This window comes from Micromonospora sp. LHW51205, assembly GCF_003315815.1.
GTDB classification, from domain to species: Bacteria; Actinomycetota; Actinomycetes; order Mycobacteriales; family Micromonosporaceae; genus Micromonospora; species Micromonospora chalcea.
Genome location: NZ_QMEZ01000001.1, coordinates 1,505,191 through 1,529,843, shown reverse-complemented (window position 1 = coordinate 1,529,843; position 24,653 = coordinate 1,505,191). Strand labels below are relative to the sequence as shown.

Here is a 24,653-nt window from a genome sequence, read left to right as displayed (position 1 = left end):
GTCAGGGGCCGGTGGGGGTTTCGGCTGCGGAACTCAGGTTGGGGGCGCTGGCCGGTTCGGCGATGCCGCCCGGGGCGGAGGCGATCTCCGGGTCGTGGGCGGTCTCGGCCGCGATCGCCGGCTGGTCCGGCGGCATGACGTCCGGCATCTTGGGCGCGACGATCACCGCCGTGCCGTACGCGCAGATCTCCATCCACATCTCGCCGCAGTCGCGGCTGTCGAAGCGCATGCCGATCACCGCGTTCGCGCCGAGGCGGCGGGCCTCTTCGCCGAGCCGGGCCACCGAGTCGGTACGCCACCGGGTCAGGTTGTCCGGCGCCAGCGGGTCGTATGCGCCACCGCGCAGGTTCTTGACCCCCTCGCGGTACGGGTTGCGGGTCCTCGCCATCGACGAGACCACTTCGCCGAGGATCTGGCGGATCTCGTAGCCAGGCAGTTGATCCGTCGTCACGACCAGCACGTTTCCGATGCTGTCAGCCCTCGGCCGGGTGGTTCGGGAGCCGTGTTCAGCTGATCGCATGCTGAAAAACGACGCGGCGCGGACGGCCGGGCTGCTCCCGGCCGATCCGCGCCGCATCGGCATCAACCGTCAGACACCGGCCGTCGAGGCGATCCAGGACCGGTTGTACGCGACACTGCCGTAGTTCTGGATGCTCTGGCCGTCGGCGGTGGAGGCCACGCCGACCTGCTGGCCGTTGTAGAACTGCGGGCCACCCGAGTCGCCCCGCCAGGCGTTGCCGTTGACCCGGGTGCTCCGGATCGCCTGGCCGCCGTACGCGTCGGTGACGCTGGTGCTGGTCACCCGTACGCTCGCGGTCTTGAGCTGGGGCGACGCGCCGCAACCGCTGTAGCAGGTCATGCCCCAGCCGTAGATGGTGTTCGTGGAGCCGACCGGCGGGTTGCTGCTGGCGAGCGAGACGGCGGAGGTGCTCACCGTGCTGGACAGGCGCAGCAGGGCCAGGTCGTAGCGGGTGTAGGAGGCGCTCACGGTGCGGGTGACGCCACCCGAGGCGTAGTAGACGCTGCCGACCCGCACGGACATGGTGCCGCTGACGCAGTGCCGGGCGGTGAGCACCCACTGGGGCGCGATCACGCTGCCGGAGCAGGTGAACGAGCCGTTGCTGAAGACGGCGGCGGCCCAGGGCGCGGACGAGACGGTGCCGCCACCGATGATCGGCTGCGGGCCGGCCGGCGCGGCGGCGGCGCCGGAGGCGGTGGCCAGGACACCGGCCAGCGCGGTGGTCAGCACGGCGAGCAGGGGACGGAGGCGCATGTCGGGGCTCCTTCTGCGCGACGCCCGGGGTTGCCGGGCAGAATGACACCCGCCGGACGGGGGAGCCGGCGAGAGACGTCGATCGGGCGCATCGACATCTGACGATGCATGCTACGGGCGTGCCTCGCGGTGTCACAAGAGATGAATCGAAAAACGCCGATGGCGTGACGTCCGCCGCGTGTCGCGTCGACGTGCTGTCGGATACCTGTCCAAGCTGGGGCGTTTCGCAGCAGAATGCCTGGTAGAAGGGGGTGCGGAGGGTCACCCACAGGCACCGAGCGCAACGAATTCGCATCGACGCAGCAACGAACGGGCAACGGTGCCCGGCCGGCGTCGCCGGTCCCGCCCGGCACTGCCGGAACTGCCCCCGGCCGGTTCGGGCCGGGCGGTATCTGCCAGGTAGGCTGGCTGCGCTCGCCCGATAGTGGGCCGGCACCCAACTGCGTACACAGTCAGGAGTGCCCCGTGCCTCGCGTCGTAGTCGACGTCATGCTCAAGCCCGAGATCCTCGATCCGCAGGGCCAGGCCGTCGCGAACGCGCTGCCCCGGCTCGGCGTCAGCGACGTCGCCTCGGTTCGGATCGGCAGGCGGATCGAGATCGAGTTCACCGGCGAACCGGACCTGGACCGGGCCCGCGAGATCGCCGACAAGTTGCTGGCCAACCCGGTCATCGAGGACTTCACCGTCCGCGTGGTAAACACCGACGAGACCGCGGGCGCGCAGTCGTGACCGCCCGGGTCGGTGTGGTGACCTTCCCCGGCTCGCTCGACGACGGGGACGCGGCCCGCGCCGTGCGGATCGCCGGCGCCGAGGCGGTCCGGCTCTGGCACGGCGACCCGGACCTGCACGGGGTGGACGCCGTCGTCCTGCCCGGCGGCTTCTCCTACGGTGACTACCTGCGCTGCGGCGCCATCGCCCGGTTCGCCCCGGTGATGGAGACGATCGTCCAGGCCGCGCGAGGTGGCCTGCCGGTCCTCGGCATCTGCAACGGCTTCCAGATCCTCTGCGAGGCGCACCTGCTGCCCGGCGCGCTCACCCGCAACCAGCACCTGCACTTCCGCAACCGGGACCAGGTCCTGCGGATCGAGGCCACCGGCACCGCCTGGACCAACGCGTTCCAGCCGGGCCAGGAGGTGCTCGTCCCGGTCAAGAACGGCGAGGGCTGCTACGTCGCGGACGCCGCGACGCTCGACCGGCTGGAGGGCGAGGGCCGCGTCGTCGCCCGCTACGTCGGCGGCAACCCCAACGGATCGCTGCGCGACATCGCCGCGATCACCAACGAGGCCGGCAACGTGGTCGGCATCATGCCGCACCCCGAGCACGCGGTGGAGGCGCTCACCGGCCCGTCCCTGGACGGCCTCGGCTTCTTCACCTCGGTGCTCAAGCACCTGGTGGGAGCGCCGGCGTGATGGTGGCCGTGATCATCGGTCGGCTCACCCGCCGCACGGGCGGCGAGCGCAACAAGGAGACGTCATGACCACCCATCCGGACCCGGCCCTGCGGGAGCCGCAGGGCGGCCCGACCGACGAGTGGGCGCCGGGCGTGGACACCGTCCCCCGGGCCGCCGAGACGCCGGAAGAGCTTCAGCCGTACGCCGAGCTGGGCCTCCGCGACGACGAGTACGACCGGATCCGGCACATCCTCGGCCGCCGGCCCACCCAGGCCGAGCTGGCCATGTACTCGATCATGTGGAGCGAGCACTGCTCCTACAAGTCGAGCAAGGTGCACCTGCGCCAGTTCGGGGAGAAGGCCCCGCCGAGCGACCGGCTGCTCGCCGGCATCGGGGAGAACGCCGGCGTGGTCCAGGTCTCCGACGAGCTGGCGGTGACCTTCAAGGTCGAGTCGCACAACCACCCGAGCTTCGTCGAGCCGTACCAGGGCGCGGCGACCGGCGTCGGCGGCATCGTCCGCGACATCCTCGCCATGGGCGCGCGCCCGGTCGCCGTGATGGACCCGCTGCGCTTCGGCGCGGCCGACCACCCGGACACCGCCCGGGTGCTGCCCGGCGTGGTCGCCGGCGTCGGCGGCTACGGCAACTGCCTCGGCCTGCCCAACATCGGCGGCGAGGTCGTCTTCGACCCCTGCTACCAGGGCAACCCGCTGGTCAACGCGCTCTGCCTGGGCGTGCTGCCGGTCGACCGGCTGCAGAAGAAGGACGCCACCGGCCCCGGCAACATCGTGGTCCTGATGGGCGCCAAGACCGGCCGCGACGGCATCGGCGGCGTGTCGGTGCTGGCCAGCGCCACCTTCGACGAGGGCAGCGAGCAGCGCCGCCCGTCCGTGCAGGTCGGCGACCCGTTCATGGAGAAGCTACTGATCGAGGCGTGCCTGGAGCTGTACGACGCCGAACTGGTCGTCGGCATCCAGGACCTCGGCGGCGCCGGCCTGACCTGCGCGCTCACCGAGACCGCCGCCTCCGCCGGCACCGGCATGCGGGTGTGGCTGGAGCGGGTGCCGCTGCGCGAGCCGTCGATGGAGCCGCACGAGATCCTGGCCAGCGAGTCCCAGGAGCGGATGCTGCTCGTCGTCTCGCCGGACAAGCTCGACGCGGTCCTCAAGACCGCCGAGAAGTGGGGCGTCTGGGCCACCGCCATCGGCGAGGTCACCGCGCCGTCCCCGGACGGCCAGCCGGGCCGCCTGGTCGTCACCTGGCGTGACCAGCTCGTGGTGGACGTGCCGCCGGGCTCGCTCGTCGACGACGGCCCGGTCTACGCCCGGCCGATGCGCGAGCCGGCCGACCTGATCCTGCTCCAGGCCGACCGCGCCGAGACGCTGCCCCGGCCGAACACCCCGGAGGCGCTCCGGGAGACCGTGCTGCGCATGATCGCGTCGCCCAACCTGGCCGACAAGACCTGGGTCACCGAGCAGTACGACCGCTACGTGCTCGGCAACACCGTGCTCGCCCAGCCGGAGGACTCCGGCGTGATCCGGATCGACGAGCGCAGCGGCCTCGGCGTCGCGCTCTCCGTCGACGGCAACGGCCGGTACGCCCGCCTCGACCCGTACCACGGGACGAAGCTGGCGCTGGCCGAGGCGTACCGGAACGTGGCGGTGACCGGCGCGAAGCCGATCGCGGTCACCAACTGCCTGAACTTCGGCTCGCCGGAGGACCCGGGCGTGATGTGGCAGTTCGCCGAGGCCGTACGCGGCCTGGCGGACGGCTGCCTGGAGCTGGGCATCCCGGTGACCGGCGGCAACGTCAGCTTCTACAACCAGACCGGCGCGGCGGCCATCCACCCGACCCCGGTGGTCGGCGTGCTCGGCGTGCTCGACGACGTGGCGAACCGGGTGCCGATGGGCTTCGTGCCCCGCGCGGCCGGCGACCACGACCAGCTTTTCCTGCTGGGCGAGACGCACGTCGAGCTGTCCGGATCGGAGTGGGCCTGGGTGACCCATGAGCACCTGGGCGGCATCCCGCCGCAGGTCGACCTGGCCCGTGAGCGGCAGCTCGCCGAGCTGCTGGCCGAGGCGGCCCGCGTCGGTCACCTCAGCTCGGCGCACGACCTCTCCGACGGCGGCCTGGCGCAGAGCCTGGTCGAGTCGGCCCTGCGCCGCGGTGTCGGTGCCCGGGTCGTGGTGCCGGAGCACTTCGCCGGTGGCTCGATGCCGTTCGTGTTCCTGTTCAGCGAGTCCGCCGGCCGGGCGCTGGTGTCGGTGCCGCGCGGGCACGAGAAGGCGTTCACCGCGCTCTGCGCCGAGCGCGGCGTGCCGTGGGAGTTCATCGGCGTCACCGACCCGGCCTCCGGCGCGCTGGAGGTGCACGGCCAGTTCCGGATCGGCCTGGACGAGCTGCGCGAGGCGCACAGCGGCACGCTGCCGCGCCTGTTCGGCGCGGCCGAGGCGGCGCGGGTGGAGGTGGCGGCGACCCGTACCGGGACCACCACCGTGCTTCCGGCCACCGCCGAGCAGCCGGTCGGCGTGGACCCGGCCGAGGTCGCCTCCGAGCCGATCGCCGAGACGGGCACGGACGCCTCGCCGGCCGAGGCGCCCGCGCCGGCCGCCACCGACTCCGCTCCGGCCGCGTCCGACGCGGATTCCGACGAGACCGCGCCGGCCGCCGACGCGACCCCGGCGCAGGACGCTTCGGCGCCTGCCGACGGGCCCGACGGCCCGGCTCCCGGTGAGCCGGCGCCGGACCGGCGCTGAGGCCCCGGCCTTGGCCGTTTTCGCCCAGCCCGGCGCCGGTGCCCGCTTCGACTGGGGACTGACCGGGGCGGCGGAGCTCGGCCGGGTCTGCGCCGCCCTGGTGGTGGTGGACGTGCTGTCGTTCACCACCGCCGTGGAGGTGGCGGTGAGCCGCGGCATGCGGGTACACCCGTTCCCGTGGGGCGAGCAGGCCGCCGACTACGCCCGCCGGGTCGGTGCCGTAGCCGCGGTGGGCCGCCGGAGGACGACAGCGGAGCACCCGTGGTCGCTCTCCCCGGCGGCGCTGCGGGCCGCGCCCGTCGTCGCCGACCTGGTGCTGCCGTCGCCGAACGGCTCGGCGATCAGCGCCGCCGCGAGCGCCACCGGAGTGCCGGTGGTCGCGGCCAGCCTGCGCAACGCGCGCGCCGTCGGGCGCTGGCTCCGCACCCAGGGGTACGGCTCGACCGACGCTCCCGTGGGTGTGGTGGCGGCCGGGGAGCGCTGGCCCGACGGGTCACTGCGGCCCTGCGTGGAGGACCAGCTCGGCGCGGCCTGCGTGCTCGACGCGCTCGCCGGGGTGCCCGGCGGACTTTCGGTGGAGGCAGCGATGGCGCTGGCCGCGCTCGCCAGCACCCCTGATGTGCCGGCGGCGGTGCGGGGGTGCGTGTCCGGCCGGGAACTCGCCGAGGGTGGCTTCGCCGAGGACGTCGACGTCGCGACCGAGGTCGGCGTCTCCGACGTGGTGCCGGTGCTGCGCCAGGACTACTTCGCCGCCGCCTGAGTCACCGGCTCCACCACCCGCTCGACGGGGTATCAACCAACGACTGTGGCCGCCCGCGAACGCGGGCGGCCACAGTCATGCGTGCTGGTGGCTGTCAGTCGTCCAGCCAGTCGAGACGCCGGCCGCCGCGGTCCCCCTGCGCGTCCGGGCGGGCGCGACCGGCCTGCGCCGGGTCGTTGGGGTAGGCGTTGTCGTAGCCGCCACCGCGCTGCTGCGGCGGCTCCTGGCCGTAACCACCCTGCTGGCCGTAGCCGCCCTGCGGGGACTGGCCGTAGCCGTCGCCGTATCCGCCGCCCTGCTGGCCGTATCCGCCCGCCTGGTGCCCGCCGTCGTATCCGCCGGTGCTGCCGTAGCCGCCACCGGCCGGGGCGTTGTCGTAGCCGCCCTGCTGGCGACCCGCGTCGTAGCCACCGGCCGGGCTGTCGTATCCACCGGCCGGAGCGTCGCCGTAGCCGCCCTGCTGGCGGCCGGCGTCGTAGCCACCGGCCGGGGCGTCGTACCCGCCTGCGGGCGCGCTGTCGTAGCCACCAGCCGGGGCGTCGCCGTATCCACCGGTGGCCCGGCCACCGCCGTAGCCCGCGTCGCCGTACCCGCCGGCCGGGGCGTCGCCGTAGCCACCGGCGCCGCCGTAGCCGCCCGCCGGGGCGTCGCCGTAACCGCCCTGCTGGCGGCCGCTGTCGTAGCCGCCGGTGGGCGCGTTGTCGTAGCCACCCGAGGCGGCGCCGTACCCGCCGCCGGAGCGGTAGCCGTCACCCTGCTCCGCGCCGCGGCCGTACCCGGCCGGGCCGGACTGGTCGTACCCGCGATCCTGCTCCGGCTGGTAGGTGCTGGTCGGGTACGGGTCGGCCGCCGGCGCGTACTGCGTGCTGTCGCCGGTGTAACGGCCGGTCGGCTCGTCGAAGCGCTCGTTGCCGTACCCGCCGCCCTGGGCCGCGTATCCGGCCGCCCCGGCCGCAGCGCCGGCGGCGTAGTCCGGGCTGCCGTAGCCGGCCCCGGAGGACGGACCGTTGCCGTAGCCGCCGCCCGAGGAGGGCGCGGTGCCGTATCCGCCGCCGGAGGCGGGCGCGTCGCCGTAGCCGTTGCCGGCGCCGTAGCCGCCCTGACCAGGCGCGTCGTCGCCGTAGCCGTACCCGGCCTGTCCCGCGCCGACGCCGTACGCCGGTCCGGGCGGTGCGCCGTACGGGTCCGGCGGGACGTCGTCCACGACCGGCCGCTGGAGCATGGTGGGGGCGTCGCTGATCGACGGGCCGCCGACCATCGTCGCCGCCGGTCCGGCGCCCATGCCGTTCACGACGCGGGTCTGGTCGTCGGTGCCGTGGTAGGCGCCCCGGGCCGCGGGGATCGCGCCGGCCGCGGCGGCGCCGCCGGGGCCACCCGGACCGACCGGTCCACCCGGGCCGTCGCCGTCACCGTCGTCGCCCTCGTTCTTGCGCCGCATGTAGAGCAGCACGATGGTGCCCACACCGACGGCGACGAACAGGCCGCCGAGCAGGATCAGCAGCCAGGAGCCCATGCCCCCGGAGTCCTCGTTCGCGGTCGGCTCCTGGGCGGCCGGCGCGTCGGTGGCCGGGGTGTCGGCCGGGTCCTCCTCGAGCGGCTCGTCCGACGGCGGGGCGGACTCACTCGCCGACGGGGTGGCGCTCGGGCTCGCCGACGCCCGCAGCTGAATGCTGAGCCGGACGCCGGTCACGGACTGGCCGGCGCTGGCGTTTATCGACCTGGCGACCGGGGTGGCGCCGTCGGTCGAGGCACCCACCTCGATCCGGCCGGGCGCGATCGGGTTGGAGTCGGAGCCGCTGAAGCTGAAGTTGCCGTTGCCGCTGGTGTTGGTACGGCGCTCCTTGCCCGCGCTGTCGCGCAGCATCACGAGGGCGCCTTCGATCGGGTCGCCGTCGGCGTTTACCACCTTGCCGGACACCGTCTTGACGGTCTGCGGCTGCTGCGGCGCGTCCGGACCGCTCACCCTCATGTCGCGCGAGTCGCCGCCCTGGTCGCCGCCGCCGGCACGAGCGGAAACCCGGACCTGCCCGGACTTGTTGTCGCCCGGCGCGAGATTGTCGGCGGTGAGGGTCACGTTGAAGGTCGCCGACTCGCCGCCGCCGATGGAGCGAGCTGGTACTCGACAATCGCCCTGGCACTTCAGACCGTCGAAGGTGTCGACGCTGACGCTGAAAACGCTGGGCGAGTCATTGTTGTTCTTGACGGTGAAGCTCATGGGCGTCGACTGACCGCTCGACAGCGAGTCCCTCGACAGGCTGGTGATCTGCACGTCCGGGTTCGCCGCGAGGGCGGGGGTGGCGGGGACGGTGAGCAGGGCGCCGAAGACCAGCGCTACGACCACACCGGCCCGCTGCTTCCAGGCACGTCGGTGTGTTGACACGTCCACCGCCTTCCGGGTCTGATCTCTCCGCCGGCCGCTCGGCCGAGGTTGATCACTCACGGTACGAATAACGCCGTCGGCAACTATGCCTTGTCTGACCGGATCATCTCTACCCAGGGCCGCCGCAGGGCGGCGTTCTGCCGGGTCGTATCGTCCCGTCGTGTCCTCTCCGCACGCTTATTCCGAAGCGGTACTCGCCGCCCTGGCGGCGCTGGACGAGGGGCGTACGCCCGAACGGCCGGTCCTCCGGGAGGCGGTCCGGACCCTCTTGGCTGCCCTCACGGATCGCGCCCCCGGCCGATCGGTGGAGGTGCGCGTCCCACCCTACGGTGCGGTGCAGTGCGTGAGTGGTCCACGACACACCCGCGGCACGCCGCCGAACGTGGTGGAGATGGACCCGCCGACGTGGCTGGCGCTCGCCACCGGACGCCTCGACTGGGCGCGGGCGGTCACCGACGGTCGCGTACGGGTGTCGGGGAACCGGGCCGACCTTTCCGCGTACCTCCCGATTTAGCCGGCGGACGGCCGCAACCTGCACTCACCCTGAGCGGGGACTCCGTGACTGTCGGTATCGACTGCTGTTCGCGTACACTGAGAGCCGACGACGGTCCCGGCCCATAGCGTGCGGAGCTGACCCCCGACTCCGCCAGGCCAGTCCAGACCCCACCAAGAGGGAGCGGCAGGTGCCCCGAGGCGATGGCCGGCTGAGCCACGACCTTGACCCCGAGCGACCCGGCCCCCAGGACGCGTGCGGCGTCTTCGGCGTCTGGGCCCCCGGGGAAGAGGTCGCCAACCTCACCTACTTCGGGCTCTACGCCCTCCAGCACCGGGGCCAGGAGGCCGCGGGCATCGCAGTGAGCGACGGTTCCGGCGTCGTGGTCTACAAGGATCTCGGCCTGGTCGCCCAGGTGTTCGACGAGCCGACGCTGGCGAGCCTGCGCGGGCACGTCGCGATCGGGCACGCGCGCTACTCCACCACCGGCGGCTCGACCTGGGAGAACGCCCAGCCGACGATCCGCGCCACCAGCGCCGGCACCACCATCGCGCTGGCGCACAACGGCAACCTGGTCAACACCGCCGAGCTGCAGCGCGAGGCCGCAGTGCGCGGGCTCGACCCGGACGGCTCGACGAACGACACCTCGCTGGTGACGATGCTGCTGGCCAGCCGGCCCGACCTGTCGGTCGAGGCGGCGGCGCTGGAGGTGCTGCCGCAACTGCGCGGCGCGTTCAGCTTCGTGTTCATGGACGAGTCGACGCTCTACGCGGCGCGCGACGCGCACGGCGTACGCCCGCTGGTGCTCGGCCGGCTCGAACGCGGCTGGGTGGTGGCCAGCGAGACCGCCGCGCTGGACATCGTCGGCGCGAGCGTGGTCCGCGAGGTCGAGCCGGGCGAGCTGATCGCCATCGACGAGAACGGGCTGCGCTCCAGCCGGTTCGCCGCGCCCGAGCCCAAGGGCTGCCTCTTCGAGTACGTGTACATCGCCCGGCCGGACGCCACCATCGCCGGCCGTAACGTGCACGCCGCGCGGGTGCAGATCGGCCGTCAGCTCGCCAAGGAGCACCCGGTCGAGGCCGACCTGGTGATCCCGGTGCCGGAGTCCGGCACGCCGGCCGCGATCGGCTACGCCGAGGAATCAGGCATCACCTACGGCCAGGGCCTGATGAAGAATCCGTACGTCGGGCGCACCTTCATCCAGCCCTCGCAGACGCTGCGCGCGCTCGGCGTCCGGCTGAAGCTGAACCCGCTGCGGCAGAACGTACGCGGCAAGCGCCTGGTGGTGGTGGACGACTCGATCGTCCGGGGCACCACCCAGCGGGCGATCGTCCGGTTGCTGCGCGAGGCGGGCGCCCTGGAGGTCCATGTCCGGATCTCCTCGCCGCCGGTGAGCTGGCCCTGCTTCTACGGCATCGACTTCGCCACCCGGGCCGAACTGCTGGCCAACGGGCTGGACAACGAGGGCATCCGGCGCTCGATCGGCGCCGACACGCTCGGGTACGTATCGCTGCCCGGTCTCATCGCCGCGACCGAGCAGCCGAAGAGCCGGCTCTGCCGGGCGTGCTTCGATGGGGAGTATCCGATCGAACTGCCGGCCGGGAACCTGATCGGCAAGCACGTGCTCGAAGGAGTGGGACGCCGGGTCGCCGCCGAGGCGGCCGGGCCGACCGGTCCGCTCGTCGCCACACCGACCCACCACCCGTAGCACCACCGACGCGGGTCCGGCCGCTCCGGGCTCGCGGGAACCACAAAGGGGAGAACCGTGACGCACGTGTCCGAGCGCAGCGGCGCAGGATCCAGCCCGACGGGCGCCGGCGGCGACCGCCAGCCCTGGTCGGCGGGGTCCGGCCGGACGCAGCGCAAACGCTCGGTCTCGTACGCCGACGCCGGGGTGTCGATCGAGGCGGGCGACCGCGCGGTCGAGCTGCTCAAGTCCAAGGTCAAGGAGACCCGGCGCCCGGAGGTCCTGGGTGACCTGGGCGGCTTCGCCGGCCTGTTCCGGCTGGACACGAAGAAGTACAAGAATCCGATCCTGGCCTCCTCGACCGACGGCGTCGGCACCAAGCTGGTGATCGCGCAGCAGCTCGACATCCACGACACGGTCGGCATCGACCTGGTCGCCATGGTCGTCGACGACCTGGTCGCCTGCGGCGCCGAGCCGCTGTTCCTGCTCGACTACATCGCCACCGGCGAGGTCGTGCCGGACAAGGTCGCCGAGATCGGCGCGGGCATCGCGGACGGCTGCCGGTACGCCGGCTGCGCGCTGCTGGGTGGCGAGACCGCCGAGCACCCGGGCGTGCTGCGCCCCGACGAGTACGACATCTCCGCCACCGGCGTCGGCGTGGTGGAGGAGAGCGAGATCCTCACCCCGGAGCGGGTGGAGGTGGGTGACGTGGTGATCGCCATGCGCTCCTCCGGCCTGCACTCCAACGGCTACTCCCTGGTCCGGCACGTGCTGCTGGGCGCCGGCCGGATGCGGCTGGACGTGGTGATCGACGACTTCGGCCGCCAGCGGACGCTCGGCGAGGAACTGCTCACCCCGACCAAGATCTACGCGCAGGACTGCCTCAAGCTGATCGCCGAGGCCGAGGTGCGGGCGCTGGCCCACGTCACCGGCGGCGGCATCCCCGGCAACCTGGTCCGGGTGCTACCCGAGCACGTCGACGCCGTGGTCAACCGCTCCACCTGGAAGCCGCAGCCGATCTTCGATCTGATCCAGACCAAGGGCCGGATCGAGGACCCGGAGATGGAGGCGACGTTCAACATGGGCGTCGGCATGTTCGCGATCGTCTCCGCCGAGGACGCCGACCGCGCGCTGGCCACCCTGACCGGCCGGGGCGTGGACGCCTGGCAGGCGGGCGAGATCATCGAGGGGTCCGGCAACGTGCAGATGGTCGGGCAGCACACCCGGGGCTGATCACCCTGCGCCGATCGGCCGGGCACCTGATCGGGGGTTCACCCGAGCGGTCGCCGCGGCCTAGCCTGGAGGTTCGGTTTTCAGGCAGGCGGGGGAGGTGCTGATGGCCGCACGTGCGCCCGAAGGGATGCGGGGTATCGCCGCCGTCCCGTCGTACGTGGTGATGCAGCCGACCACCCTGTGCAACCTCGACTGCGCCTACTGCTACCTGCCGCTTCGGGCGGCCGATCGGCGGATGCCGGTGGCCGTCGCCGAGGCGGTGGCGGCGTCGGTGAACCCGTGGGCGACGGGTGGTCGCTTCTCCATGGTCTGGCACGGCGGCGAGCCGCTCGCGGCCGGCCGGGAGCATCTGGCCGCGCTGCTGGCGCCGTTCGGGCCGGACGTCGAGCACCACGTGCAGACGAACGCCACGCTGATCGACGACGCCTGGTGCGCGTTCTTCGCCGAGCACCGGGTGCGGGTCAGCGTCAGCGTGGACGGGCCACGGGCCCGCAACGCCGAGCGGGTCACCCGGGGCGGGCGGCCCGCGTACGACCGGATCGTGGCCGGGGTGGCGGCGCTGCGCCGCCACGGCGTGCCGTTCTCGGCGCTGGCTGTGGTGTCCCGGCCGGAGCCGGGCCTGGCGACCGAGCTGTACGACTACTTCCTCGACCTGGGCTGCGACGTGCTCGGCGTCAACATCGAGGAGACCGAGGGCGTCAACACCCGGACCAACGCCCGGGACGCGGGCGCGGTCACCGGGTTCTGGGCGGAGCTGGTCGCGGCGTGGCGGCGTGATCCCCGGATCCACCTGCGCGAGGTGGAGTGGTCGCTGCGGTACGCGGGCGCGGTGCTGGCCGGCACCGCCGACGCCCTGCTGCCCCGCCGCCTCGACCCGATCCCGACGGTCGGGCACGACGGTTCGGTGGTGGTGCTCTCGCCGGAGCTGGCCGGCTTCACGGACCCGCACTACGGCGACTTCACCAGCGGGAACGTGCTCACCACCCCGCTGGGTGACATCCTCGCCGACGCGGCCGGCACGCCCTGGGTGGGCGAGTTCCTCACCGGCGTGGAGGCGTGCCGGACGTCCTGCGCGTACTTCGGCTTCTGTGGGGGTGGGCACGCCGCCAACCGCTACTTCGAGCTGGGGCGTTTCGACGGTACGGAGACCGAGCACTGCCGGAACAGCAAGATCCGCCTACTGGAGGGAGTGTTGGAGCATGCCCGAGACCATCAGTGACACCGACCGGGGGGCAGTGGCCGACCGGGTGCGGGACGCCGCTGCGGGGCTTACCGCTCTGCTCCGTGAGGCGGAGGCGGCGCGGCTGCTGCGGGCGGAGGTGTCGGGCGGCGACGGCGCCAACGCGGTCTGCGCCTGGAACCACTTCGAGAACATCCCGACGTTCTACAACTGGAACAACCGGCCGCGCTGAGGGCTCGGTTCCGCGATCAGGGACCTGCCGGCGAGTCGGGGCGGCACCCCGGCACGGCAGGTCCCTGATCGTCGGTCGTACGCCGGCTCAGCAGAGCACATGCGTGAGCACGCGGGGGTTACCGCGTGCTCAGATGTGACCGGAGGTCAGCGGGTCGGACGAGCCCAGGTGTCCGGGTCGTCGTCCGCGTGGTCCTCGTCATCGTCGTCGACATACTCTTTGTAGTCGTCGTCGAAGTTGTGCTCAGACTTCCCACTACCCGCCAGTTCGCGCTGCAAGGCGGTTAGGTCGGTGTTCGGGGAGTGATACTTCAACTCCCGCGCCACCTTCGTCTGCTTGGCCTTAGCACGGCCGCGCCCCATGGCTCGACCCCCTCGCACAGAATGCGGGGCAGCCCGAAGGCGGGCCCCGATGACGTCAGGCATCTCTCGTGGCTCTTACGGTACATGGGGATGCCATCGTTCGGCACCTCGGGTCACCGTCGACCGGACCTGCGCGTCGCAGTGGTCCAGCCGTCACCAAGTGTACCGGGTAAGGGGTAAGGTCCGGGGCTGGCCGTGACAGCGGACAAATGGGTACGAACGGGCCCGAGGCTCAGCTTAACGCGCACGGCCTCCGGGGGTGGAGTCGCCGCTCCGCCCCCGGAGGTGAGCTTCACCGCAGATGGATCGCGCGCAGCCGGCCGACCTCGGCCATCCGCCGCTCGGCGAGCCGGTCCGCGGCCACCGCCGGGGGTACGCCCTCGTCGTCGGCGAGCTGGAGGATCTGCCGGGTGGTGTCGAAGATCCGGGTGGCGCGCAGCTTGGCGCGCTCGAAGTTGAAGCCCTCGATCTCGTCGGCCACCTGGATCACGCCGCCCGCGTTCACCACGTAGTCCGGGGTGTAGAGGATGCCCCGGTCGGCGAGCACCTTCTCGATGCCCGAGTGGGCGAGCTGGTTGTTCGCCGCTCCGGTGACGACCTTCGCTCGCAGCACCGGCACGGTCTCGTCGTTCAGCGCGCCGCCGAGCGCGCACGGGGCGTACACGTCGATGTCGGAGGCGACCAGCGCCGCGGTGTCGTCGACCAGGGTGACCTGCGGGTGGGTGGTGCGCGCCCACTCCAGGGCGCGCGGGTTCACGTCGGTCGCCACGACCTCGGCGCCGTCGTCGAGCAGGTGGGCGGTCAGGTACTTGCCGACCTTGCCCAGCCCGGCCACGCCGACCCGGCGGCCGGCCAGCGTCGGGCTGCCCCAGACGTGCTCGGCGGCGGCCCGCATGCCCTGGAACACGCCCCACGCGGTGAGGATCGAGGAGTCGCCCGCGCCGCCGTGCTCCACGCTGCGGCCGGTGACGTACCGGGTCTCGCGCGCGATCACGTCCATGTCCGCGACGTACGTGCCGACGTCACAGGCGGTGTAGTAGCGGCCGTTGAGCGACTCGACGAAGCGGCCGTACGCGCGCAGCAGCGCCTCGCTCTTGATCTGCTCGGGGTCGCCCCAGATGACCGCCTTGCCGCCACCGAGGTCGAGGTTCGCCAGCGCGTTCTTGTAGGCCATGCCGCGGGAGAGGTCGAGCACGTCGGCGAGGGCGTCGGCCTCCGTGGCGTACGGGTAGAACCGGGTCCCGCCGAGCGCGGGGCCCAGCGCGGTGGAGTAGATCCCGATGATCGCCTTCAGGCCGGACTGCTTGTCCTGGCAGAACACGACCTGCTCATGCCCCGTGGAAACGGGGTCGTCGGTGCTGGCGAATACGCCCATGGCTGACTCCTGTGTCGGTGAGCGCCCTTGTGGGGAGCGGAACCTGGTGGCACGCCGGCGGGATGCTGCCGGTGTCTCTGAGCCTAATATCGGCCCGAACCGTACTGTCGCGCACGTCACGCCACGGGCTCACGGGCGGCGACGGGCGGTCCCGTCTCGTGGGAGGATCGCGCCGTGCCGTCGCTCTTCGCTTCATACCTGCGCGTGTACGAGCCGCTGACCGCCTTCGACCGGGACCGGCAGTCCTACTGGCGCCGGTACGTCAGCGAGGGCCGGGCGATCGCCCCGCTGGAAGGGCCGGTACGACAACGGACCGCCGTGATCGAGGCGCTGGGCGCGGGCTGGACCCGGCTGCCCGACCTGCCCGACGAGGCGTACGTCCTGGAGTCGGACGACTCGTTGCTGGTCTGCCCCTGGAACCTGCGCATCCGGGTCGCCGAGGCGGCGCTGAGCGCCCGCGACGGCGTGCCCTCGGTGCTGGCCGACGCGTTCGTGCCGCCGGTGCTCGCCGGGCAGGCCAAGGCCGTGGTGGAGGACTGGCGCAGCGGCGCCCGGGTGCTGGAGCACGGCGTGCCCCGGGTGCACGAGCAGATCGCCACCTGGGGCGTGCCGCTGCGCTGGTTCGTGCTGTTCGAGGCGGGTGAGCGGCACCTGGTCACCGAGCCGGAGCGGCGCGCGCTGCGCTACCGCACCGAGATCTCCAAGGCGCGCCGCCGCGCGTCGCGGGCGCTGTCGGTGCTGCGCAAGTCGATCGGCGAGGCGCCGATCACCGAGGCGGTCGAGGAGGCGGCCCGGTGGCTGGAGGAGTTCCACCCGCGCTCGGTGGTCGAGCTGGACTACGGCGGCCTGGTGCAACTGCTGCCGGACGAGACGCTCGAGGCCGACGACTCGACCGATCTGGTGGCCACCGGACTGTCCGGACTGGGCCGGGGCGAGGCCGAGGAGGCGTCCGCCGCGTACGACAAGCTGGTCGCCCGCTGGCGCGCGGTGCAGCTGTTGGAGCGCTGCAACTGACGCCCGGTTTACCCCGATAAGTGGTCTTGGACACGAGAGTGTCTCGTAGTTGATGCGTCACGAACCGTGATCATGAGTCCTAATAAGGTAGTTTCTGCGGCATAAAAGTCGTAAAAATCGGGCATGCTTCATCCGTCCGTCTAGGGACCTTCAGCCGTTCGGCCCATGTCGGACATCGGGGACTAGCCGGACCATGGGAGACGCGTCGGCCGGCGGGACCCCGGCCGATGTCTATACATGTGGAGGAGTGACCCCGATGGCATCGCGAACGCACGAACCTGAGCCGCTACTCACACCGGCCGAGGTGGCGTCGATGTTCCGTGTCGACCCGAAGACGGTGACCCGGTGGGCCAAGGCTGGCAAGCTCAGCGCCATCCGGACCCTTGGCGGCCACCGCCGCTACCGTGAGTCAGAGGTTCGGGCGCTACTGCAGGGGCAGATCCCCCAGCAGCGCCAGGGAGACTGACGAACCGGCGTTCTCCGGCGTTCCGATCAGGGGCGGTGCCGTCGCGGCGCCGCCCTTAATCGTGCCCGGGCTCAGTCGTGTCCGGGGGACGTTCCGTCCAGCACGATCCGCAGCCCCACCGTGCCCCCCTCGCCCCGGCGCAGCCGGCTGCCGAGCAGGCTCAGCCGCCCGATCAGCCGGTACTTCTGCTTGAGCAGGCCCCGCACCCGCCGGGTGCTCTCCGGATCGGCGATCGTCGCGTGTGCCGGCACCGCCTCGCCGTGCGGTCGCCCGCGCACGTCGCACGGCGCCACAGTGACCCGGCCGTCGCGGCGGATCCGCTTCACCTTGCCGGAGTCGGACACCGTCCACACCGCCAGCGAGTCACCGTCGCGTACCGCCCACACCGGTGTCGCCACCGCCCGGCCGTCCTTGCGGAACGTGGTGAGCAGGACGTACTTCTCCGCCGCCAGGCGGTCCAGGTCGGTCACGCCGCCCAGGATACGGCGGCCACGGCGCCGCCGACCCCCGGATAGCGTTGCGGGCATGACCGGGGAACCCGAGATCGGCGACGTGTTCGGCGAGATGATCCGCGACGCGTACGCGGTCGCCACCGGGATCGGACCCCGGCCGATGGCCGGTGGACGCCTGCCCCGGCCGGTCATCGAGATCATCGAGCGGGACGACGGGCTGATCAACGGCGCGCCCGCCGGGCACTACTTGGACCCGCCGCAGCTGTGGCAGCCGCACGACCACCGGGCGGTGGACCGGGTACGCGGGCACGTGCTCGACGTCGGCGTCGGCGCCGGACGGATCGCGCTGGAACTCCAGGAGCGCGGCGTGCCCGTCACCGGCCTGGACACCTCGCTGGGCGCGCTGCGGGTCAGCCGGCACCGGGGCGTACGCGACCTCGTCCACGGCACCGTCGACGAGCACACCGCCGACGGGCCGCGCTACGACACGTTCCTGCTGCTCGGCAACAACCTCGGGCTGTTCGAGGGGCGGGAACGGGCGCCGACGATGCTGGCCGCGCTCGCCGCCCTGGCCCGCCCCGGCGCCCGGGTGATCGCCCACGGCACCGACCCGTACGGCACCACCGACCCGGTGCACACCGCCTATCACGAGCGCAACCGGCAGCGGGGCCGGATCGGCGGGCAACTGCGGCTGCGGCTGCGCTACCGGCTGCTCGGCACCGGGTGGTTCGACTACCTGGTCTGCTCGCCCGAGGAGTTCGCCGAGCTGGTCCACGGCTCGCCGTGGCGACTGGCCGACGTGGACGACACCGACCACCCGTACTACCTCGCCACGCTGGAGCTGCGGCGTTAGGAAGGGCCCCTTTCAAGCGCCCAGGCGTTAACAAGGGGCCCTTCCTTACATGCTCAGACCTGGACGGTGGGGGTGGTCTGCTCCGGGGGCAGTCCGCCGTCGCCGTCGACCACCTCGTCCGGCGTGCCGTCCTCGTCGATGTCCACCATGGTGATGTCCACCTTGCCGTCACCGTCGGTGTCGAACTGGAACAGGTCGGCCTTGCCGTCGCCGTCGGTGTCCACCACCCACACGTCGGTCTTGCCGTCGTTGTTGGTGTCCGCGCGGAGCAGGTCCACCCGCTCGTCGCCGCGGGTCTCGACCGTCTCGGTGTTCTCCGCGCTCTCCGGTGCCTGGCTCATCTCGTTCCTTCCTTCGACGTTGACGGCCGTCCTTACCCCGTCCGCTCCGCCCCCACTCATCCCGGCGGCCCGGCCCTGCATAGGGTCGCATGCAGGAACGAGCGAGCGGACGGGCCCGGCGGCGGAGACCCCGCGCGCCCCCGCCGCGGCGAGGGGACACCGATGAGTGGTCGTTTTGTGGTCGTCGGGGCCGGCACCATGGGCCTCGGCATCGCGTACGTGGCGGCCGGCGCCGGGTACGCGGTCGAACTGGTCGAGGTCGACCCCGCGCGGGGCGCCGAGGCCGTCCGCCGGCTCGGCGAGCTGTGGGACCGGGGCGTGCAGCGCGGCAAGCTGACCGAGGAGGCCGCCACCGCCAACCGCGGGCGCGTCACGTTGCGGGCCGGGCTCACCGAGGTGCCCGAGGGCGCCGACGTGATCGTGGAGGCGGTGCCCGAGCGGCTCGACCTGAAGCGCGCCGTGCTGCGCGAGGCGGAGAGCCGCCGCCCCACGCTGCTGGGCAGCAACACGTCCAGCATCCCGATCGCCGAACTGGCCGCCGGGCTGGAACGTCCCGCCGGCTTCGTCGGGTTGCACTTCTTCAATCCGGTGTGGGCGATGGCGCTGCTCGAGGTCGTGGTCGGCCCGGCCACCGCGCCGCCGACCACCGAGGCGGCCGTCGCGCTCGCCGCCCGGCTGGGCAAGGACCCCGTCGTCGTACGCGACATGCCCGGCTTCGCCACCTCCCGCCTCGGCGTCACGCTCGGCCTGGAGGCGATCCGGATGGTGGCCGACGAGGTGGCGAGCCCGGCCGACATCGACAAGGCGATGGTGCTCGGCTACCGGCACCCGATCGGACCGCTGGAGCTGACCGACCTGGTCGGACTGGACGTGCGGCTCGACATCGCGCGTACGCTCCAGGCCGCGTACGGGGACCGCTTCGCGCCGCCGCCGCTGCTGGTCGAGATGGTGGCCGCCGGGAAGCTGGGCAAGAAGTCCGGGCAGGGCTTCTACACCTGGAAGGACGGCCAGAAGAAATGAGCGGGCTGCGGATCGAGGAGCTGCCGGACCGGCTGGTCGTCACGCTGGACCGGCCGGAGAAACGCAACGCAATCGACGCCGACCTGGTGGCCGAGCTGCACGCGGTCTGCGCCGACCTGGAGGCACGCCCCCGGCTGCTGCTGCTCACCGGCGGGACGGCGGGCATCTTCGCCGGCGGCGCCGACATCGCCCAGCTGCGCGAGCGCGGCCGGCTGGACGCGCTGGCCGCCATCAACCAGGGCGTCTTCGCCCGCATCCGGGCGCTCCCGATGCCCACCGTGGCCGCGGTCGACGGGCCGGCGCTGGGCGGCGGCGCCGAACTCGCGTACGCCTGCGATCTGCGGGTGTGCACGGACCGCGCGGTGTTCGGTCAGCCCGAGGTGCGGCTGGGCATCCTGGCCGGCGCGGGCGCGACCTACCGGCTGCCGGCGTTGATCGGTGAGGCCCGCGCCAAGGAGCTGCTCTTCACCGGCCGGCGGGTGGACGCCGCGGAGGCGCTGCGGATCGGGCTGGTGAACCGGGTGGTGGCCGAACCGGACGAGCTGCTGCCCACCGCGCACGGTCTGCTCGACGAGATGGCGAAGGGCTCCGCGCTGGCCCTGCGGCTGACCAAGCTGGCGGTGGACGCCCCGGCGGCCGCGCACCCGCAACTCGACCTGCTCAGCCAGGCGGTGCTCTTCGAGGACGAGGAGAAACACCGGCGGATGACCGAGTTCCTGGACCGGCGCAAGGCGCGCTGAGCCGGAACACGACGAGGGCCGCGCCGGTGTTCCCGGTGCGGCCCTCGTCGTCGGCGCTTCTCAGCGTCTGATCTGGACTCCGGCGTCCGCCAGAGCCGGGATCGCCGGCGCGGACTCGGCGAAGCCGATGAGCAGCAGCGCCTCCGGCCCGTACGCCTTGATCTCCTGGGCGATGCCGGAGAAGTCGACGGGGGTCTTCGGGTCCTCCGGCGGCTCGTAGGTCAGCAGCTTGACCCGGTCCGCGCCGATGCCGGCCTTCTCCAGCTCCGAACGGACGTTCTCCTGGAGGCCCTCGCCGTAGGAGTCCTTACGGGCCAGGATCGCGATCTTGCGCGGTCCGTCCCGGAGCATCACGTCGGCCAGCGCGCGACCCTGGAGGCTGTCCGGCGGGGCGGTGCGGAAGTAGAGGCCGTTGTCGTCCACCGCGCTCAGCCCCGCGTCGGTGTTCGACGGCGAGAACAGGATCCGCCCGGCGGCCACCACGTCCGGCAGCACCGCCCGGGAGATGCCGGAACCACCGGCGCCGATGATGACGTGGACGCCCTCCCGGACGTGCGAGGCGACAGTGGCCTTCGCGACCGCCGGGTTGGTGCCGTCGTCGCCCTCGACCCACCTCACCGGCTCACCGAGCACACCACCGGCGGCGTTGACCTCGCGGAGCGCGAGCGCGGCGCCGGCGGCCAACGGCGGGTACGCCAGCGCCAGGTCGCCGGTCTTCGGCAGGAGGCCGCCGAGGACCAGCGGCGCGTCCTTCGCCTTCCCGTCGCGCAGCTTGCGACCGCGCGGCGGCGTCTTGCTGCTCGCCCCGGACTCCTCACCGGCGCCGACGAACTCGGTCTTGCTGTCGTCGATCTTCTGGTTGTCGAAGTGCATGGTGCCGTAGCTGGCGGTGGCCGGCTCGCCGTTGTCGGTGAACCCGGCCCGGGTGAGCGACACGCCCCGGTACTGGATGTCCTGACCGGCGCGGGCGAGCTGGAGGCAGGTCGCCACCTCGTCGCAGCGTTCGCCGCCGGTGGTGACCCCGACGATCTGCTTGGCGATCTCGCCCGGCGCGGTGGTGCCGGCGAGCTGGGCGGCCAGCGCGCTGATCACGACCGCGTCGTAGGACTCGGCGGAGTAGAGGAAGTCACCCAGCTTCGCGTCTACGGCGAGTAGTCGTTCCTTGAAGCTCTCGGGCAGCGGAGTGAGGGGCGTGGTGCCCTTCATCCCGTTCACCAGATCCGCCCGATCCTTCAGCTCGGCTGGGTATGAATTGAGCATGTTGCCGTCGGTGCCGTAGAGGCGCACCTGGGTGGCGGGCGCTTCTTCCGGCTCGTCGCTCCCGCAGGCGCTCGTGGCGAGCAGGAGCGCCGCGCAGGCCATGGACAGGGCCGCGCGCGACGTGCGTGTTCTCAGCATGGTCGTCCTTCCTCCGGCGAAGGTCCGCTGCGCACCTTAGCGTGCCCACGCGGTAGGCGGGACTGTGGAGTCGGCTCCGTCGGCACCCCGACTGCGGGAATCACGCTGCGTGTTCATCGAGCGATTTCCGGGTCACGGCTTGACCCCCGGGGCTACTGTTCCGCGGGTGAACGACGAAGCACAGCAGACGCTGGACGACGCGACCGCCGTGCTCCGTTCCGCCCTCGCCGGCGACGGCGCCGGGGTGGTGGGCACGTTCGACGCGGTGGTGGACCGCTCCGGCCTGGCCGGGGCGTACGGGGTGGCGTGGTGCCTGGCCGCCACCATGCTCGGCGACGACGCGCCGGCCGGCGGGGCCGCCCTCGACTTCCCCGGCATCGACCAGGCCGACTACGACACCCGCTGGGTGGCCCGCTTCGTCAGCGCGTGCGCCAACGACGACGCCGACACCGGTGAGGCGCTGTTCGGCGCGGCCGCCGCCGACGGGCTGCTGCCCGACTGCCTGCTCACCCTCGCCGGCTCGACCATCGCCACGCTGCGCAGCCGGTCCGACTGAGCCCGCCGCGCCGCGACGCGCGCCGGCTGTGATAGCTCTGGGTCATGTCCGAGGCGATGCTCAGCAAGGTGCGCAAGCTGCTCGCCCAGGCCGAGGACCCGGCCTGCACGCCCGCCGAGTCGGCCGCGTTCATGGCCAAGGCCACCGAGCTGATCGCCCGTTACGGCGTCGACCGGGCGCTGCTCGCGGCACGCGACCCGGCCGTCGACCCGGTGGGCGACCGGACGGTCGAGGTGGTCGCGCCGTACGCCCGGGACAAGGCCGGACTGCTGGCCGCGGTCGCCGAACCGTTGCGCTGCCGCTGCGTACGCCGACGGCAGGGCAACGGTTTCGCCATGCACCTGTTCGGCTTCGCCAGCGACCTGGAACGCGTCGAGTTGCTGTTCACCTCGCTGCTGGTGCAGGCCGCGCACGGACTGGCGGGAGCCGCCGTGCCGGACGGGGAGCACCCGGCCGCGTTCCGGCGTACCTGGCTGGCCGGCTTCGCGTACGTCGTCGCGCAGCGGCTGCGCGCAGCCGAGGAGAACGCGGTGGCCGAGGCGGGCGGTCCCTCGACGGCCCTGGTACTCGCCGACCGTTCCGACCGCGTCCAGCGCCGGGTCGCCGAGGCGTACCCCAGGTTGCGCACCGCGCCGCGACGGCGCCTCGCGGGCGGTGGTTTCGCGCCGGGCGCGGACGCCGGCCGCCGCGCCGACCTCGGCGGCACCGGCGTGCCCGGCGCCGCGGCGACGCCGGGCATCACCGGCTGACCGGGCCCATCGGGTACGGGTCAGGCGGTGCGGGCGACCGTCGCCAGGTAGCGGCAGAGCAACTCGTGCCAGCCGGCCGTGAGCGCCTCGCGGTAGCCCTCGGCCGCGGCGCCGTGCCGGTCGAAGTAGCGGTGCTCGACCTCGACCCGGGTCAGTTCCGGGCCCTCGGGGTGGAACAGGACCTCCACCTCGCTGGCGCCGGCCGGGTCCGGCACCGGCACCCGGTCCGGGCCGATCTGCCAGGTGAAGACCAGACGCCGGGGCGGATCCCAGGTCAGCACGCGGCCCCAGTCGTTGCGGAAGCCGTACGGGCCGATCTCGTAGAGCATGCCGCCGGCCCGGGGTTCGATGCCGAGCGCGGCGAGCGCCTGCGGGCCGGACCAGGTGTACTCGCGTACCCACCAGTCGGCGAGCGATCCGGTGAACACGGCGTACGCCCGCTCGGCCGACGCCGGGGCGAACAGGTTGCTGCGGAGGGAGAAGCGGTCGGATTCCTGCCGGACCTCATCCGGATCGGCCATCTCCTGTCCCATAGGTCCGGACCATACCGGCTCATGTCTCGGTGCGCAGCTTCCGTTGCGCCCGCTTCCGGACACCGGGAACGCCGCTCCACGACAGCGCTGTGTGGTGGGACAGGCGCGCCGAGTTGGCGGAACGCCTCGGGGCGTACCCGGTACCAGGCCCAGGTGCCGCGCCGCTCGGAGTCGGACGCAGATCTCCGACGCCGAGGCGCCGGCAGCGCTTGTTTCGACATTTCTCTAGGTTGACAGACTTCAAAGCAGAGGGCAGGGTGGAGTCTGCTTCGATAAACATCTAGACAGGGAGTTCACATGTCCCGCGTCCAGCTCGCCCTGCGCGTGTCCGACCTCGAAGGCTCCGTCGCCTTCTACAGCAAGCTGTTCGGCGTCGAGCCGGCCAAGCGCCGCCCCGGCTACGCCAACTTCGCGGTGGAGAACCCGCCGCTGAAGCTCGTACTCCTCGAAGGTGAGCCCGGCCTGCCGACGGTGATGGACCACCTCGGGGTCGAGGTGGCCACCACCGGCGAGGTGAACGCCGCGACCAGCCGGCTCACCGAGTCCGGCCTGATCACGCTGGAGGAGAACGACACCGAGTGCTGCTACGCGCTCCAGGACAAGGTCTGGGTGCGCGGCCCCGGCGACGAGCCGTGGGAGGTCTACACGGTCAAGGCCGACTCGCCGCAGCTGGAGAAGGTGACCGAGAGCGCCTGCTGCGCCTCGGACACCGCGGAGCAGCCCGCCGGCGTCTGAACGGCGGATCCCCACCGGCGTCTCCGCCGGTGGGGATCTCTGTCGTACGGTCAGGTGCGGCGATTCCGCATGACCCAGGTGGGCAGCGGCTCCGCGAAGGCGTGCACCACCTCCCAGCCGGCGCGCCGGTACACCTCGACGTTGTCCGGGTTGCTGGTCTCCAGAATCGCCGGCAGGCCGTCCGCGGCGGCCCGGTCCAGCCCCACCCGCATCACGGCGTGGCCGCACCTGCGGCCGGCGTGGTCCGGGTGCGTACCCAGCACCCCCAGGTACCAGAACGGCGCCGACGGCAGCGCGGCGTGCACCGCCTCGTCGTAGGCGCGGACGCGGTGCAACACGTCGGCGGGAAGCCGGGCGGCGAGATCGTCGTCCGGCTGTGCGCTCCCGGATGCCGGCGGCTCCCAGATCGCCACCGACGCGCCGTGCCCGATCGTCCAGATCGTCTCCTTGTGCACCCGCTTGTCGAACAGGTGCCCGAAGAAGACGGCCGCATAACGCGCATAGGTCGCCTCGTCGGGGAACAGGTGCCGCAGGACCGGATCCTTGGTGAACGCCGCGACCAGCGAGGTGACGACCTGGGCGCGGTCTTCCGGCGTCGCAACGGTGATCTCAGGCCCTGTCACAGCGTGCAACATATCGCGCGGCCGAGGCGCGGGGCGTCCCTCGCGGCGTGAG

Annotated in this window: 27 protein-coding genes; 17 read left to right on the top strand and 10 right to left on the bottom strand. The window is 72.6% G+C overall.

Going from position 1 to position 24,653, the window contains the following annotated elements; genetic code table 11:
* Position 1 precedes the first annotated feature (1 nt).
* Complete coding sequence (locus DQE82_RS07270) at positions 2 to 577, bottom strand: YbjQ family protein (protein WP_181373706.1); 576 nt, start codon at positions 575 to 577, stop codon at positions 2 to 4.
* 12 nt (positions 578 to 589) lie between these two features.
* Positions 590 to 1,273: a trypsin-like serine protease gene (locus tag DQE82_RS07265; RefSeq protein WP_043327542.1), complete on the bottom strand. Its 684-nt coding sequence runs from the start codon at positions 1,271 to 1,273 to the stop codon at positions 590 to 592.
* 465 nt (positions 1,274 to 1,738) lie between these two features.
* On the opposite strand from DQE82_RS07265, the gene purS reads away from it, so the two are divergent.
* From purS to DQE82_RS07245, 4 genes are all read left to right on the top strand, one after another.
* Positions 1,739 to 2,002: a phosphoribosylformylglycinamidine synthase subunit PurS gene (gene purS, locus DQE82_RS07260; RefSeq protein WP_043327541.1), complete on the top strand. Its 264-nt coding sequence runs from the start codon at positions 1,739 to 1,741 to the stop codon at positions 2,000 to 2,002.
* Positions 1,999 to 2,682, top strand: a complete 684-nt coding sequence (gene purQ / locus DQE82_RS07255; protein ID WP_043327540.1) for a phosphoribosylformylglycinamidine synthase subunit PurQ — start codon at positions 1,999 to 2,001, stop codon at positions 2,680 to 2,682. The genes purS and purQ overlap by 4 nt, the downstream gene beginning before the upstream one ends.
* 64 nt (positions 2,683 to 2,746) lie before the next feature.
* Complete coding sequence (gene purL / locus DQE82_RS07250; RefSeq protein WP_113972259.1) at positions 2,747 to 5,419, top strand: phosphoribosylformylglycinamidine synthase subunit PurL; 2,673 nt, start codon at positions 2,747 to 2,749, stop codon at positions 5,417 to 5,419.
* A 10-nt stretch (positions 5,420 to 5,429) separates the two neighbouring features.
* The gene (locus DQE82_RS07245; protein WP_113972387.1) at positions 5,430 to 6,179 is read left to right on the top strand and encodes a 2-phosphosulfolactate phosphatase; all 750 of its coding nucleotides are present in this window, start codon (positions 5,430 to 5,432) and stop codon (positions 6,177 to 6,179) included.
* Between the two features lie 94 nt (positions 6,180 to 6,273).
* Here DQE82_RS07245 and DQE82_RS07240 read toward each other — a convergent pair whose 3' ends face one another.
* Entirely contained in the window at positions 6,274 to 8,559 is a 2,286-nt protein-coding gene (locus tag DQE82_RS07240) for a carboxypeptidase-like regulatory domain-containing protein (RefSeq protein WP_113972386.1), read from the bottom strand.
* Between the two features lie 160 nt (positions 8,560 to 8,719).
* Between DQE82_RS07240 and DQE82_RS07235 the strand changes: the two genes are divergently transcribed.
* From DQE82_RS07235 to amcA, 5 genes are all read left to right on the top strand, one after another.
* On the top strand, positions 8,720 to 9,073 hold the full coding sequence (locus DQE82_RS07235) for a sterol carrier family protein (RefSeq protein ID WP_043327538.1): 354 nt from the start codon (positions 8,720 to 8,722) through the stop codon (positions 9,071 to 9,073).
* 169 nt (positions 9,074 to 9,242) lie between these two features.
* Positions 9,243 to 10,760 (top strand): amidophosphoribosyltransferase, encoded by a 1,518-nt coding sequence (gene purF / locus DQE82_RS07230; protein ID WP_043330756.1) that lies wholly within the window; start codon positions 9,243 to 9,245, stop codon positions 10,758 to 10,760.
* A 57-nt stretch (positions 10,761 to 10,817) separates the two neighbouring features.
* A complete protein-coding gene (gene purM / locus DQE82_RS07225; RefSeq protein ID WP_043327537.1) occupies positions 10,818 to 11,972 on the top strand; it encodes a phosphoribosylformylglycinamidine cyclo-ligase in 1,155 nt (384 codons plus the stop codon).
* A 127-nt stretch (positions 11,973 to 12,099) separates the two neighbouring features.
* Positions 12,100 to 13,191, top strand: coding sequence for a cyclophane-forming radical SAM peptide maturase AmcB (gene amcB, locus DQE82_RS07220; RefSeq protein WP_199495970.1), 1,092 nt, complete (start codon positions 12,100 to 12,102; stop codon positions 13,189 to 13,191).
* Complete coding sequence (amcA, locus tag DQE82_RS07215) at positions 13,172 to 13,384, top strand: multiple cyclophane-containing RiPP AmcA (RefSeq protein ID WP_030500600.1); 213 nt, start codon at positions 13,172 to 13,174, stop codon at positions 13,382 to 13,384. Before amcB ends, amcA begins: the two co-directional genes overlap by 20 nt.
* A gap of 146 nt (positions 13,385 to 13,530) precedes the next feature.
* Here amcA and DQE82_RS07210 read toward each other — a convergent pair whose 3' ends face one another.
* Together DQE82_RS07210 and DQE82_RS07205 are read right to left on the bottom strand one after the other, a co-directional pair.
* A complete protein-coding gene (locus DQE82_RS07210; protein ID WP_013283429.1) occupies positions 13,531 to 13,746 on the bottom strand; it encodes a DUF3073 domain-containing protein in 216 nt (71 codons plus the stop codon).
* Positions 13,747 to 14,038: 292 nt separating this feature from the next.
* Positions 14,039 to 15,121 (bottom strand): Glu/Leu/Phe/Val dehydrogenase, encoded by a 1,083-nt coding sequence (locus DQE82_RS07205; RefSeq protein ID WP_069088136.1) that lies wholly within the window; start codon positions 15,119 to 15,121, stop codon positions 14,039 to 14,041.
* A 174-nt stretch (positions 15,122 to 15,295) separates the two neighbouring features.
* On the opposite strand from DQE82_RS07205, the gene DQE82_RS07200 reads away from it, so the two are divergent.
* A complete protein-coding gene (locus DQE82_RS07200) occupies positions 15,296 to 16,135 on the top strand; it encodes a hypothetical protein (RefSeq protein ID WP_030500602.1) in 840 nt (279 codons plus the stop codon).
* A 256-nt stretch (positions 16,136 to 16,391) separates the two neighbouring features.
* Positions 16,392 to 16,601, top strand: coding sequence for a BldC family transcriptional regulator (locus tag DQE82_RS07195; protein ID WP_007073996.1), 210 nt, complete (start codon positions 16,392 to 16,394; stop codon positions 16,599 to 16,601).
* Positions 16,602 to 16,672: 71 nt separating this feature from the next.
* Here the strand turns inward: DQE82_RS07195 and DQE82_RS07190 are convergent, their stop codons facing one another.
* On the bottom strand, positions 16,673 to 17,071 hold the full coding sequence (locus DQE82_RS07190) for a PPOX class F420-dependent oxidoreductase (RefSeq protein WP_113972258.1): 399 nt from the start codon (positions 17,069 to 17,071) through the stop codon (positions 16,673 to 16,675).
* 55 nt (positions 17,072 to 17,126) lie between these two features.
* Between DQE82_RS07190 and DQE82_RS07185 the strand changes: the two genes are divergently transcribed.
* Positions 17,127 to 17,906 (top strand): bifunctional 2-polyprenyl-6-hydroxyphenol methylase/3-demethylubiquinol 3-O-methyltransferase UbiG, encoded by a 780-nt coding sequence (locus DQE82_RS07185; protein WP_113972257.1) that lies wholly within the window; start codon positions 17,127 to 17,129, stop codon positions 17,904 to 17,906.
* A gap of 53 nt (positions 17,907 to 17,959) precedes the next feature.
* On the opposite strand, the gene DQE82_RS07180 is transcribed toward DQE82_RS07185, so the two are convergent.
* Entirely contained in the window at positions 17,960 to 18,247 is a 288-nt protein-coding gene (locus tag DQE82_RS07180; protein ID WP_043327533.1) for a hypothetical protein, read from the bottom strand.
* Positions 18,248 to 18,409: 162 nt separating this feature from the next.
* Here DQE82_RS07180 and DQE82_RS07175 point away from each other — a divergent pair, with 162 nt between their 5' ends.
* Positions 18,410 to 19,267 (top strand): 3-hydroxyacyl-CoA dehydrogenase family protein, encoded by an 858-nt coding sequence (locus DQE82_RS07175; RefSeq protein ID WP_113972256.1) that lies wholly within the window; start codon positions 18,410 to 18,412, stop codon positions 19,265 to 19,267.
* Positions 19,264 to 20,007, top strand: a complete 744-nt coding sequence (locus DQE82_RS07170; protein WP_064448341.1) for an enoyl-CoA hydratase/isomerase family protein — start codon at positions 19,264 to 19,266, stop codon at positions 20,005 to 20,007. The genes DQE82_RS07175 and DQE82_RS07170 overlap by 4 nt, the downstream gene beginning before the upstream one ends.
* Positions 20,008 to 20,067: 60 nt before the next feature.
* Here the strand turns inward: DQE82_RS07170 and DQE82_RS07165 are convergent, their stop codons facing one another.
* Positions 20,068 to 21,405, bottom strand: a complete 1,338-nt coding sequence (locus tag DQE82_RS07165) for an ABC transporter substrate-binding protein (RefSeq protein ID WP_043327530.1) — start codon at positions 21,403 to 21,405, stop codon at positions 20,068 to 20,070.
* 166 nt (positions 21,406 to 21,571) lie between these two features.
* Here DQE82_RS07165 and DQE82_RS07160 point away from each other — a divergent pair, with 166 nt between their 5' ends.
* Entirely contained in the window at positions 21,572 to 21,961 is a 390-nt protein-coding gene (locus DQE82_RS07160; RefSeq protein ID WP_043327529.1) for a hypothetical protein, read from the top strand.
* Between the two features lie 44 nt (positions 21,962 to 22,005).
* Positions 22,006 to 22,710 carry a DUF2786 domain-containing protein gene (locus tag DQE82_RS07155; protein ID WP_043327528.1) on the top strand — a complete coding sequence of 235 codons (705 nt, stop codon included), beginning with the start codon at positions 22,006 to 22,008 and terminating at the stop codon, positions 22,708 to 22,710.
* 20 nt (positions 22,711 to 22,730) lie between these two features.
* On the opposite strand, the gene DQE82_RS07150 is transcribed toward DQE82_RS07155, so the two are convergent.
* Complete coding sequence (locus DQE82_RS07150; RefSeq protein ID WP_064448343.1) at positions 22,731 to 23,243, bottom strand: SRPBCC family protein; 513 nt, start codon at positions 23,241 to 23,243, stop codon at positions 22,731 to 22,733.
* 297 nt (positions 23,244 to 23,540) lie between these two features.
* On the opposite strand from DQE82_RS07150, the gene DQE82_RS07145 reads away from it, so the two are divergent.
* Positions 23,541 to 23,978, top strand: a complete 438-nt coding sequence (locus tag DQE82_RS07145; RefSeq protein WP_043327526.1) for an ArsI/CadI family heavy metal resistance metalloenzyme — start codon at positions 23,541 to 23,543, stop codon at positions 23,976 to 23,978.
* A gap of 50 nt (positions 23,979 to 24,028) precedes the next feature.
* Here the strand turns inward: DQE82_RS07145 and DQE82_RS07140 are convergent, their stop codons facing one another.
* Positions 24,029 to 24,613: an N-acetyltransferase gene (locus tag DQE82_RS07140; RefSeq protein WP_113972255.1), complete on the bottom strand. Its 585-nt coding sequence runs from the start codon at positions 24,611 to 24,613 to the stop codon at positions 24,029 to 24,031.
* Positions 24,614 to 24,653 lie beyond the last annotated feature (40 nt).